The organism is Aeromonas bivalvium, assembly GCF_000819765.1.
Classification (GTDB): Bacteria; Pseudomonadota; Gammaproteobacteria; order Enterobacterales; family Aeromonadaceae; genus Aeromonas; species Aeromonas bivalvium.
The window spans coordinates 87,914-99,617 of record NZ_CDBT01000061.1 but is presented as its reverse complement, the minus strand read 5'-3'; the positions used below and the strand labels follow the sequence as shown (position 1 = coordinate 99,617).

Annotated in this window: 11 protein-coding genes and 1 pseudogene; 5 read left to right on the top strand and 7 right to left on the bottom strand. The window is 63.6% G+C overall.

Annotation, left to right across the window (positions count from 1 at the left end):
• Positions 1-13 precede the first annotated feature (13 nt).
• Both ypfJ and BN1119_RS17550 read right to left on the bottom strand, forming a co-directional pair.
• Complete coding sequence (gene ypfJ, locus BN1119_RS17555; RefSeq protein ID WP_042001140.1) at positions 14-880, bottom strand: KPN_02809 family neutral zinc metallopeptidase; 867 nt, start codon at positions 878-880, stop codon at positions 14-16.
• 79 nt (positions 881-959) lie between these two features.
• Entirely contained in the window at positions 960-1,244 is a 285-nt protein-coding gene (locus BN1119_RS17550; RefSeq protein WP_042001137.1) for a hypothetical protein, read from the bottom strand.
• Positions 1,245-1,390: 146 nt separating this feature from the next.
• Here BN1119_RS17550 and BN1119_RS17545 point away from each other — a divergent pair, with 146 nt between their 5' ends.
• Positions 1,391-1,912: a GNAT family N-acetyltransferase gene (locus tag BN1119_RS17545; RefSeq protein ID WP_042001135.1), complete on the top strand. Its 522-nt coding sequence runs from the start codon at positions 1,391-1,393 to the stop codon at positions 1,910-1,912.
• A 124-nt stretch (positions 1,913-2,036) separates the two neighbouring features.
• Here BN1119_RS17545 and BN1119_RS20275 read toward each other — a convergent pair whose 3' ends face one another.
• On the bottom strand, positions 2,037-2,213 hold the full coding sequence (locus BN1119_RS20275; protein WP_084205547.1) for a hypothetical protein: 177 nt from the start codon (positions 2,211-2,213) through the stop codon (positions 2,037-2,039).
• A gap of 493 nt (positions 2,214-2,706) precedes the next feature.
• Here BN1119_RS20275 and BN1119_RS17540 point away from each other — a divergent pair, with 493 nt between their 5' ends.
• Positions 2,707-3,177 carry an Lrp/AsnC family transcriptional regulator gene (locus tag BN1119_RS17540; RefSeq protein WP_042001133.1) on the top strand — a complete coding sequence of 157 codons (471 nt, stop codon included), beginning with the start codon at positions 2,707-2,709 and terminating at the stop codon, positions 3,175-3,177.
• A 171-nt stretch (positions 3,178-3,348) separates the two neighbouring features.
• Here the strand turns inward: BN1119_RS17540 and BN1119_RS17535 are convergent.
• Positions 3,349-5,301: pseudogene (locus tag BN1119_RS17535) on the bottom strand (LTA synthase family protein); the annotation flags it as partial.
• Positions 5,302-5,550: 249 nt separating this feature from the next.
• Between BN1119_RS17535 and BN1119_RS17530 the strand changes: the two are divergent.
• Positions 5,551-5,823, top strand: coding sequence for a DUF2442 domain-containing protein (locus BN1119_RS17530; RefSeq protein ID WP_042001131.1), 273 nt, complete (start codon positions 5,551-5,553; stop codon positions 5,821-5,823).
• Between the two features lie 124 nt (positions 5,824-5,947).
• Complete coding sequence (locus tag BN1119_RS17525) at positions 5,948-7,558, top strand: alpha-amylase family glycosyl hydrolase (RefSeq protein ID WP_042001129.1); 1,611 nt, start codon at positions 5,948-5,950, stop codon at positions 7,556-7,558.
• Positions 7,559-7,601: 43 nt separating this feature from the next.
• On the opposite strand, the gene BN1119_RS17520 is transcribed toward BN1119_RS17525, so the two are convergent.
• Positions 7,602-8,975 carry a PepSY-associated TM helix domain-containing protein gene (locus BN1119_RS17520; RefSeq protein WP_042001126.1) on the bottom strand — a complete coding sequence of 458 codons (1,374 nt, stop codon included), beginning with the start codon at positions 8,973-8,975 and terminating at the stop codon, positions 7,602-7,604.
• Positions 8,976-9,198: 223 nt separating this feature from the next.
• On the opposite strand from BN1119_RS17520, the gene BN1119_RS17515 reads away from it, so the two are divergent.
• Positions 9,199-9,582: a hypothetical protein gene (locus tag BN1119_RS17515; protein WP_042001366.1), complete on the top strand. Its 384-nt coding sequence runs from the start codon at positions 9,199-9,201 to the stop codon at positions 9,580-9,582.
• Positions 9,583-9,806: 224 nt separating this feature from the next.
• On the opposite strand, the gene BN1119_RS17510 is transcribed toward BN1119_RS17515, so the two are convergent.
• Together BN1119_RS17510 and dbpA are read right to left on the bottom strand one after the other, a co-directional pair.
• Positions 9,807-10,097 carry a YkgJ family cysteine cluster protein gene (locus tag BN1119_RS17510; protein ID WP_042001123.1) on the bottom strand — a complete coding sequence of 97 codons (291 nt, stop codon included), beginning with the start codon at positions 10,095-10,097 and terminating at the stop codon, positions 9,807-9,809.
• Between the two features lie 87 nt (positions 10,098-10,184).
• Complete coding sequence (gene dbpA, locus BN1119_RS17505) at positions 10,185-11,564, bottom strand: ATP-dependent RNA helicase DbpA (RefSeq protein WP_042001120.1); 1,380 nt, start codon at positions 11,562-11,564, stop codon at positions 10,185-10,187.
• Between the last annotated feature and the right edge of the window lie 140 nt (positions 11,565-11,704).

The window sequence follows — 11,704 nt, the reverse complement described above, 5'->3', positions numbered from 1 at the left end:
CCTTTTTCCGGGATCAGCGGGCGGCGAAGGTGTCGCAGCGGGCGGGATCCCCGCTGTCAAAGCCCCGCTTGAACCATTCCAGGCGCTGGGCCGAGCTGCCGTGAGTGAAGCTGTCCGGCACCACGCGCCCCTGGCTCTGCTGTTGCAGGCGATCGTCGCCTATGGCCTGGGCGGCGTTGAGGGCCTCCTCCAGATCGCCACGCTCCAGCACCTGCTCCTGTTCCATCTGATGACCCCAGACCCCGGCGAAGCAGTCGGCCTGCAGCTCCAGCTTGACTGACAGCTGGTTCTGGCGCGCCTGGCTCAGCCCCTGCTGTTGCTGGCGCACCTTGGTGGAGATGCCGAGCAGGTTCTGGACATGATGGCCCACCTCGTGGGCGACCACGTAACCCTGGGCGAAGTCGCCGTCGGCCCCCAGCTTGGTCTTCATGTCCTGGTAGAAGGAGAGGTCTATGTAGACGGAGCGATCGGCGGGGCAGTAGAAGGGGCCCATCACGGCCTGCCCCTGGCCGCAGCCGGTGCGGGTCGCGCCGCGGTAGAGCACCAGCTTGGGAGGCTGGTAGCGGCTGCCGGCACTCTGGAAGATGGCGCCCCAGGTATCTTCGGTCGAGGCCAGCATCACAGAGGTGAAACGCGCCAGCTCGTCATCCGCGGCGGACTTGCCCGGCTGACCTGCCCCGGTTTGCTGCGACATGGACTGACCCGGATCCGGGCCATTGAGCAGGGGGCCGAGATCCACACCGTAGTAACCGGCGACCATGACCACCACCAGCAGGATCAGGCGTCCCTTGCCGCCAAGGGGCAGGCCCCCCCTGCCGCCACCGCCCTGCTGGCGGCGATCCTCGACATTGTTGCTCTCACGACGGTTTTGCCAGCGCATGTTCGATACTCCTCAATCCGGTGGGAGTTAATGATAACGGCTGTGGCGGGATCCTACCCGTTCGAGGTGGCGTACCGGCTCACTCGGCCCAGGGCATCTCGGGCAAGGTGTCGAGGAATTGCGCGTAACGCTCGACATTGAAGGGGCCCTGATCCGCTTCCATGGCCATCAGCTCGGCGCCCAGGGCACAGGCGATGTACTGCAACGCCTCCTCCCGCGGGGTGCCCTTCATCACCAGTCGCATCAGGGTCGCCTTGACCTGGAGCGGGTGGCCATCGAGCAGCTGGTTGTCGACCATCTCCAGCAGGGTCTTCTCGTCGAAAAATTCGGTGTCGTTGGCATCGTCATGGGGGGTGTCGTTCATGAGGTCATCTCGGGCTGTGTCAGAAAAGAGCGGCCAGTATAACCTGCCCGCGGGGGAGGCGTCCGATCCGAGTGAGGGCTCTTGCCATCGGCCCTTTCCGGGGGCAGTCTTGAGAATCCCATCCATGGTCTGCTGTGAGAGAACCCATGATTGTTACCGATCGCCTGATCCTGCGGGAGCTGACCTGCGCCGATGCCCCCTTCATCCTCGCCCTGCTGAGCGATGACGATTTCCACCGTTACATCGGCGATCGCGGGGTGCGCACCCTGGCCGATGCCGAGCATTACATACAGCAGGGGCCCGCCGTCAGCTATGCCCATCATGGTCACGGCCTCTATCTGGTCGCCCGCCGCAGTGACGGCGCCAAGCTGGGGATCTGCGGCCTGATCAGGCGCGACAGCCTGCCCTGCGAAGACATAGGCTATGCCTTCCTGCCCGCCTATCGCGGCCAGGGTTATGCCATCGAGGCGGCCCAGGCGGCGCTGCGGGATGGTCGGGAGCGGCTCGGGATCGCCCGGGTCATCGCCATCGTCACTCCGGGCAATACCCGTTCGGTGGCGCTGCTGGCCAAGCTGGGGCTGGTGCAGAGTCGCCTGGTGAAATTGAGCGAGGATGCGGACGCGTGTCTGCTGCTTGAGGCTGCCGGAGCTGAAACCACTCTGGTCTGAGCCGTGACATGGCGACAGGCGGCAGCTGGGAGTCTGTTGGCGGGAAGGAGGCGGATCGTTGGACAAGGGGGCCGCCGTGAGCTGCGGCCCTTGTGCATCGTGCGCTGCCGAGGGGCAGGCGGGATCAGTTGAGGTCTTCGATGGAGAACTCGCCGGCGATACCATCACAGGAGATGGCAAAACCGCCGCTGAAGCGGGTGCTGAACTGGATCAGGAACGCATCGGAATCCTGCTCTTGCGGGGGCAGGTTGATGGGTTTGCTGCGACGCAGGGGTTTGTGTGTCTGTATGGCTTTCATCATGGTATTTCTCTATATAAATTAAGTGTTTGCTCCTTGTATTTGCAAATGTCAGGTCAATGGGCGTGGTCAGAACCACGCAGGAATACCCAGCCCTGTCAGGGGCGTCTGCACTGTGTCAAGGAATGCACCAAGGACTATGCGGTTGCATAGTGTATTTGGGTGGGCAGATCGGGTCTGCACCGTGAGAGCCGGGCAACGCAGGCAGACAGCCTGACGGTTCTCAAGGCGAGTGAATCAGAGGAAGGTTATGTGGGTACTGGCAGGATTCATCGTGAGGTGAAGCATTGCGAACATAAACAGGGCTGATTGACTAGCCGGCGCACACTATGGCGGCAAGCTGGGCAAAAAGCAAACATTTATTGACGTGCATCGCCATGATGCCGACCAGCCCGACTGCTGGGGCCTCAGGTCGTGGCCCCTGGCGTCTTGCGCGTTGTGTTTGCGGCGCTTGTCGGGCAGAGTTGGGACAATTTGATCGGTTCAAGGAGTAGAGATGAGAAACCTGGATCAGCTGGATCTGGATATCCTGGCACACCTGTTTCGTGATGCAGGCATGACCAACAAGGACTTGGCAGCCCTGGTCGGGGTGGCGCCCTCCACCTGCCTGGAGCGGGTGCGCAAGCTGCAGCAGGATGGGGTGCTCAAGGGGGCCCACTGCGAGGTCGATCACCAGGCCCTCGGCGGTCATATCCAGGCCATGGTCTCGCTGCAGCTGGCGCGCCACAGCCGCCAGATCATCGACGAGTTTCGCGACGCCATCCTGCTGCTGCCCGAGGTGATCAGCCTGTTCCACATGGGAGGCAAGGATGATTTCCTGGTGCATCTGTGCGTCGCCGACACCGAACATCTGCGCAATTTCGTGTTCGACCACTTCACCTCCCGGGAGGAGGTGGTGCACCTCGAGACCTCCCTGGTGTTCGAGCACAGGTTCAGCCGCTCCCTGCCCTGCTTTCTGACCACCTGACCGCCTCGCCGACCATGAAACAACCCGCCTGCTGGCGGGTTGTTTCATGGTGCATGGCGGGCACTATCTGACAACGGTATCGGCGTTTTCTGGGGGTTGATGGAGCCCCTGCTGCTTGGTCGCGGTCTCTGTGGTGTCGGCAGTGCGATAGCTCCCCTGCTGCTTGGGGGTTGTCTCTGTGGTGTCGGCGGTGCGATAGAGCCCCTGCTGATAGGCCATGCTGCCCCACAGCGCCAGCCCCAGTGCCTGCTCCTTCATGGCATCTGACTGGGGCGCAGGGCGCAGGGTCTGGGCGGTCGCGTCATAGACGAAGCCTTCGGCCGCCTGCTCGGGTTGCAGTATCACCACATCCTTGCCCCGCATCAGGGCGAAGTTCTTGTCGTACTGCATGATGGCGCGTCCGGGCCAGTCGTCCGGCGTGCGGGTCAGATCCTGGCCCAGCATGGGGTAGCTGGCACTTATGCCCATCAGGGAGAGCAGGGTCGGCGCCATGTCGATTTGGCTGACGATGCGCCTGTCCTGTTTAGGTGCTATGCCGTCCCCCACTATGACTCCGGGGATATGGAAGCGGGGGATGGGCACCAGGCTGGCGCCACCGACCCGGCTGTCATGATCGGCGATGACCAGGAACAGGGTGTCTTGCCAGTATTCGGATTGCTTGGCCTTCCTGAAGAACTCGCCGATGGCGTAGTCGGCGTACTTGGCGGCGTTGTTGCGGGTCGCCTTGGGCTGTTCATACAGTTCGATGCGATCATCCGGGAACTCGAACGGGTCATGGTTGCTGGAGCTGAACACCAGGCTGAAGAAGGGTTTGCCCTCCTTGTGCAGCGCCTCGAAGGTATCATTGGCCTTGGCCATCAGATCCTCGTCGGAGGCCCCCCAGGATCCTTCGAACACGGGATCCTTGAAATCCTTCTGCTCGACTATCTGACTGAAGCCGTTGCCAAGGAAGAAGCTGCGCATGTTGTCGAAGTGACTCTCGCCGCCATAGATGAAGCTGGTGCTGTAGCCGCGCTGCTTGAGCAGGTCCGCCAGGGTGAAGAAGTTGGTCTGGCTCTTGCCAAGCTTGACCACGGCCTGGGCCGGCGTCGGGGTAAAGCCGGTGACGACCGCCTCTATGCCGCGCACCGAGCGGGTGCCGGTGGCATAGAGCTGCTCGAACGCCCAGCCCTGCCGGGACAGGGCATCTATGTTGGGGGTGAGCGGCAGGCCGCTGAGGGAGCCGACGAACTGGGCGCCCAGGCTCTCTTGCAGCAGGATCACCAGATTTTTCGGCTTGCCCTGATGGCTGGCGGGGTTGACGCTCTGGCTCGGCAGGCTGACCGAGTCGAAGGCGGCCGCGGGACGACCGCTCTCGGCCCGGACTATCTCGATGACCCGCTCATCCGGCAGGGTGCCGTACATGCTGGCGGCATCTTCCTCGTTGCCGAGTTGCTTGATGGCAAAGAACAGGGAGTAGGAGGAGTTGACCGTCAGGGCATTGACCAGGGGATCGTCGGCGAAGGCGACCATGGCGGGATTGAGGGCCCTGTGCCCCAGACTGGAGCGGGCGCCGAGAAAGCCGATGGCCAGGATCAGCAGGGCAAACACAGGACGCAGGGGCCAGCGTGGCAGCGACAGCCCGCCGAGCAGGCGCCCCGACAGACGCCAGCCACCCCAGAGGGTCAGCAGGCTGACCAGGACCGCCAGCAGCAGCTCGCCCTTGCGGCCCGCCCACAGCATGGAGAGCACCTCTTTCGGATAGATGAGGTATTCGATATAGAGACGGTTGGGTCTGACCCCGTATTCGGTGATGAAGGCGGGGGTGGAGATCTCCAGAAACACCATGAGCCAGAGGCTCAGGGTCAGCCAGACTCTCATCAGGGAGAGCCAGACCCGCCCTGCCCCGTGGGGGCCGGCCAGCAGCATGGTGAACATGGCGGGAATGCCCCACACCCAGCAGAGGGTGGCGAAGTCGACCCTGAGCCCCTGCAACAGTATGGTGCCCCAACCATCGACCGCACTGACGCGATCCGCCTGCCAGAGAGCAAGGCCGAGGCGAGAGAAGCCGAGCAGGCAGAGAGCGAACAAGGAAAAGCAGGCAAACGGCCAGAAAGGGCCGAGCCATCGTTTGAGCTGTGTCATTAAGAGATCCTGATATGAGCCTGTATATGCCTGTTTCTTCAGACATTATTTTATTGTTGTTGGTAAGACACGGGGAAAGGGGAAAGGTTGCGTCTCATTGTCATTTAAATGGATCTTTATACCCTGCGCGCCGGTTTGCCTCGCCAGGCGGCCAGCATAAACGACTGGAAAAACTGTGATCCCGCCTGCACAGCGGGGAGGGGGGCTTGCCTATAATGGCGCCGGATTTTCTCAATCGGAGCCGAAAGGATGCCGGTCTTCATCGATGTGGAATATATGCAGGGCTGGTCTCTGTTCGTGGTGCTTTCCGACGGCACCACGGGGGTGCTGGATCTCATCCCCTGGCGCAGCCAGCCCCTGTTCGCGGCGCTGGATACGGAGCGGCGCTGTGCCCGTGTCTTCATCAATCGCCGCCACCAGCTGGAGTGGCCCTCGGGCTGCACCCTGTCGGCCCATGAGGTCTACCACCTGATCAAGCCCGTCGACGAGCGGGAGGGTTTCCCCGAGCCCGGTGCGGGCTGAGTGCGACAGGCTAACGCCTTGAGTCAGGTAACGTTTTCAGTCACAGACCCGCCCTGGCGAGGCCGTTATCATGGCCCCAGGCTGGCGCATTTTGCGCCAATCTCACCACAGCGGGAACATAACAATGAAACAAGGATGGTTGCGCCATGGCGGCCTCATCGGGGCCGCCCTGTTATTGACTGCGTGCGGCAGCGGGGGATCCGGCAGCGAACCCCAGCCCCCCTCGGCCAATCCGCCCCCTGCCCCGGCCAGTCGCGCCTGCTACGGCGATGACCAGCCGGCCTGCAACCTGCGCACCTATCAGGTGATGGTGGAGTCCTTCGTGGACGGCGACGGCAGTGCCAACTACGGCGTCGGCTACGGCCCCTCCAGGCACAACGGCGATCTGCAGGGGATCATCGACAGCCTGGACCACATCAAGAGCCTCAACGTCAACGCCATCTGGCTCACCCCTGTGTTCGACTCCTGCGCCGGTCAAGCCGGGGACGATCGGCTGGATGCCACCGGCTATTTCGCCTGCGACTTCTTCAACGTGGACCCCCACTTCGGCAGCAACGCCCAGCTCAAGACCCTGGTGGACGCGGCCCACCAGCGCGGCCTCTACGTCTTCCTCGACGGTGTCTTCGGCCACGTGGGCAGGGTGGGGGTGAGCAAGCCCTCGCCAGAGGGACGCCTGCCCGCCCTCAAGAGCGGCGGTGCCGGTTATCCGGGCCAGCTGGTGGATTACAGCCAGCCCGAGAGCCTCGCCTACTTCAAGGAGGTGGCCCGCTACTGGGTCCAGCAGTACGGCATCGACGGCTGGCGCCTCGATCAGGCCTATCAGCTGGGGCTGGATGACTGGCGCGCCATTCGCGCCGAGGTGGCGCAGGCCAGCGCAACGCGCAAGGCGGCCGGCCAGCAGTGGGGCACGCTTGGCTACCTGGTGGGGGAGGTGTGGAAGGGGGCCGACGAGATCCGCGCCCAGGCGTATGGCAGCAGCGACAACCCGGCGCTCTCCTCGGCGTTCGACTTCCCGCTGCGCTATGGCCTGGTGCAGGCGCTGGCGGTGGAGGAGTCCGGCAAGGGCGGGCAGGGGGCCAGCGTGCTCGACGCCAGCTGGAACAAGGTGGAGAACTACCCGGACCATGCCATGCCCAACCTGATGCTGGGCAACCACGATCTGGTGCGCTTCGGCGATCTGCTGGAGCGGGGCAACTTCAATGGGGCGGACTACTGGCAGCGCCACAAGGCGGCCTTCAGCTTCCTGGCGGCCCACTCCGGCCCCATCACCCTCTACTACGGCGAGGAGTTCGGCGACGAGGTGCCTGGCTTTGCCAATCAGGTGGGGGGCGACTGTGCGGCCCAGGGATTGTGCGACGATCACGTGGCCCGCAGCGACGGCAAGGTGCCCGGTGTCACCGGTTTCGTGCCGAGCAGGGAGCAGAGCGAGCTGAAACAGTGGCTCAGCCAGCTGATGGCCCTGCGCGCCGCCCACCCCGCCCTCTATCAGGGGGAGCGAGTCAAGCTGGTGGCCGAGGGGAGCGTCTATGGCGACATCAAGCAGACGGCGGGCGAGCAAGTAGTCTACCTGCTCAACGTCTCCACCACGCCCCAGAGCTACAGCCTGCCTCTGGCCAAGCTGCGCAGCGGCAGCGCCCTGGTGGATCTGCAGAGCGGCGAGCGCCTGGCCATGGGGGGTAGCAGCTTGACGGTGGACCTGCCGCCCCTCACCGGTCGCTTTCTGCGGCTGGAGTGAACAGAAAAGGGCCCCGATGGGGCCCTTTTTGATGGATGCCGACTTACCTCAGCCGCGCCAGGGGCGCACCCAGGCGGGTGAGCAGCAGGCTGTCGAGCAGCCAGATCACCAGCATGGAGGCGCCGACCAGGGGGAAGGCGAGGCCAAGCAGGATCAGCAGCACCAGGGCGCCACGCAAGGAGGGCAGCGGACTGGGCAGGGGGGGCACCCCGAGGCGACCCGCCGGACGACGGCGCCACCAGATCCAGAGACCGCTGACCGAGCTCAGCAAGATCATCAGGCAGATGAGCAGCATGGCCAGCTGATGGGGCCAGCCGTACATCTTGCCCATGTGCAGCATGACGCCGGTCTCGACCGCCTTGGCGACCGGGCCGTAATCCTGCCAGCGCACATCGGCCAGCACCTTGCCGCTGTATTGATCCAGATGCAGGGTGGCATCGTTGCGCGGATCATCGGCAAAGACCGAGAGGGTGAACACCCCCTTGGATCCCGCTGGCGGCGTGATGCTGTAACCGGGTTGCACCTGGCGACCGGAGGCGGTTTCCACTACCTGTTGCCAGCTGATGCGGCCGGGCTCGGCCGGGCCTGCGGCATGACCCATGGCGCTGTGGTCATGGGTTGCGGATTCCGGCATGGGCAGGGTTTCCACCGCCCAGGGCACCGTCTGCTCATGGGCGTGATTCAGGGTGCGGGTCAGCGGGGTCGAGGTGGGAACCTGGTTCCACATCTGGGCCGGGAAGCGGTTCCAGACCCCGGCGAACTTGTCCCCCCAAAAGCCGGTCCAGGTCATGCCGGTCAGCAAGAGCAGTATGAGGAAGCCGGCGCCCCAGAAGCCGACCACGGCGTGCATGTCGCGCCACCAGAGGCGACCCTTCTGGTCCCGCCTTGGCCAGAGCAGCCCCTGCATGCCGGGCCCCTTGCGGGGCCACCACAGATAGAGACCCGTGCCGACCAGCACCAGGCCCCAGCCTGCGGCGAGCTCGATCAGCCGATCCCCAGTGGTGCCCAGCATGAGGTCGGCGTGCAGGGCGCGCGCCATGGCCTGGAGGTTGTATTGATTGTCCTGGCTGCCGAGCAGGGTGCCGCGGATGGGGTCGATGAAGAGAGTCAACTCCTGGCCCTGATGGCGCACCACCAGTTGATCGCTGCGATCCGGCGCCGGGGCGGGAATGTACTTCACTATCTCGCTGCCGGGCAGGGAGCCGTGGGCCTTGTTGACCAGGAAGTCGGCATCCATGCGCTGCAGGCCAGGGGTGACGGTCTGCAGTTCGGCATACATGAGGCGATCGAGCTGGGGCTGAAACAGATAGATGATCCCGGTCAGGGAGAGCAGGATCAGGAAGGGGGCAACAAACAGACCGGCATAGAAGTGCCAACGCCATATTCTCTGATAACGACTGACATCCTTATTATTCACACGACACTCCTAGGGAAGATAAGAACCTTATAGCTGGTGGAAGGTTTGGCGTGCGCATCATAGCAGCAAGGTTTTGTTAACTGCAATGTTACAAAGCTGGCAGGGCGATGACGAATGAGGGAGAGGCGCCGCACGGCTGGCATCTTGATGTCAAAGTCATCAGAATAGCGACCGAAACAAGCCGCGAGAGGAACGCAGGGTGCAGGTGCATGGTCAGTTCGAGATGGAACAGCGGGGGCGGATATTGATATGTCGGCCGAAAGGGCCCTTCAATCTGGCCGGGGCCAGATCCTATGAGGCCGATTTTCAGGCCAGAGTGCAGGAGTTGGGCAGTGCGGCCTGGGCCCTGCTCGAAGATGCCACCGAGTTCGAGGCGGCAGGGCCCGAGGTGCTGGCGCATTTTCGTGGCCAGTTTGCCTGGTGTGCCGCCCATGGCTGCGCATACCTGGCCGTGGTGCTATCGGGTCACTTCAAGCGCTACCTGGCCGAGCAGGTGTTTGGCGCCTTGCCGTTCAAGGCCATCCATTACACGCAAGGAGCCGATGAGGCGCTGCGCTGGCTGGAACAGCAGCTGGGTGCTGAGCCAAGCGATCTCACTCCAGCGTGATAAACTACTTGTCCCGCTCGTCGACGCAATCTGGCTCGCCCATCTTGCATTTACGGCAGACAGTTGCCGTACCTCGTGGGGTGGGCACATGGCGTCATGTGGGTCTCACTCCAGCTTGATAAACCACTTGTCCCGCTCGTCGACGCAGTCTGGCTCGCCCATCTTGTATTTACGGCAGACAGTTGCCGTACCTCACGGGGTAGGTACATGGCGGCATGTGGGCTTCACTCCAGCTTGATAAACCACTTGTCCCGCTCGTCGACGCAATCGGGTTCGCCCATCTCGAACTCGCGGCAGATAAGGGGCCGCACCTCATAGATGCGGCACATCATGGTGTTGCGGTCCAGCGCCGCACACCAGCCATCGTCCAGCCGGCGCATCACGGGGATCTCCCCTTCCCGATCGAGCACATAGCGCTCCGGTACGCCGGTATCGGTAAAGAGCATCACTTCGAGGCGACAGCAGCAGGCTTCGCAGTTCTGGCAGCTCACATCGCTCTGGGTTGCTTGGGTCATGTCACCTGTCTTGCCGCATGGCGGCGAATGATATGAAACAGGCGCCTGTCAGGCGCCTGTGGTCTGGCCAACGGCTTGTTAAGCACCTTAGCCCAGTTTGCGGGCGCGGTAGCTGCGCCCCTTGATCTTGCCTTCCTGCAGCCGCTTGAGGGCGGCGCTCGCCACCTGACGCTTGACCGCCACGTAGGAGTACTGCTCGGCGATCTGGATCTTGCCCACGTCGCTGCCGGCAATGCCACCTTCGCCGGTCAGGGCCCCCAGGATGTCACCGGCCCGCACCTTGGTCTTGCGGCCCGCATCGATGGAGAGGGTCACCATCTGCGGCGCTATCGGCTTGATGTCGCGACCCAGAGTATCGAGATCCCCCAGTGGCATGGGGGCCTGCTGGTACTCCTCGATCAGGTTGACGCGCTGGGCTTCGTTGGGCTGATACAGGCTCAGGGCCAGGCCCTGCTGGCCGGCACGACCGGTACGGCCGATGCGGTGCACATGCACTTCAGGGTCGTAGGTCAGCTCGTAGTTGATGACGGCGCCCAGCTCCTTGATGTCGAGACCCCGGGCCGCCACGTCGGTGGCGACCAGTATGGTGGCGCTGCCGTTGGCGAAGCGCACCAATACCTGATCCCGCTCCCGCTGCTCCAGATCGCCGTTCAGCGCCAGGGCCGAGAAACCCTTGGCGGCCAGGTGATCGGCCACGTCGTTGCAGGAGCGCTTGGTGTTGCAGAACACCACGCAGGAGCTCGGCTGATGGTGGCTCAGCAGCCAGGTGAGGGCGTCGAGGCGCTGACCGGCCGGCACTTCATACAGCTTCTGTTCGATGGCGCTGCCCTCGTGCAGGGACTCCACGCTCACCTCGACCGGATTGCGCTGCACGCCGCGGCTCATCTGGGCTATCCCCTCCGGATAAGTGGCGGAGAACAGCAGGGTCTGACGGCGCTCGGGCGCATGGCGGATCACCTTGTTGATGTCTTCGCCAAAGCCCATGTCCAGCATGCGATCCGCTTCGTCCAGTACCAGGGTCTCCAGGCTGGAGAGCTCCAGGGTGCCCTGCTCCAGGTGCTTGAGGATGCGACCCGGGGTGCCGACGGCGATGTGGGCACCAAAGCCCAGGGTGGCGGACTGGGGGGCGGTCGGGGTGCCGCCACACAGGGTCACCAGCTTGACGTTCGGCAGGGCGCGGGCCAGACGACGGATCTCCTGGGCCACCTGATCCGCCAGCTCGCGGGTCGGACAGAGCACCAGGGCCTGTACGTCGACACGGTTGACGTTGAGGCGGGAGAGCAGGCCGAGGGCGAAGGCGGCTGTCTTGCCGCTGCCGGTTTTTGCCTTGGCGATCAGGTCTTTGCCCTCGAGTACCAGGGGCAGGCTCTGGGCCTGGATCGGGGTCATCTGCAGGTAACCCAGGCTGGTGAGGTTTTCTTGCAGGGCGGGGGAGAGATTGAGACTGCTAAATTCGCTGTTGTTCACAAAAGGACTCTATATCGGAGAAAACGGGCTGCGTCGTGCGCAAGGGCGCGCATTGTACCAGAACCCGGTTCGGGATGCGGTGATTTTTTGAACGCTTGCGCAGAAGAGAGGGGCGGAGTACGGCTTGGGCGCCAGTGCCA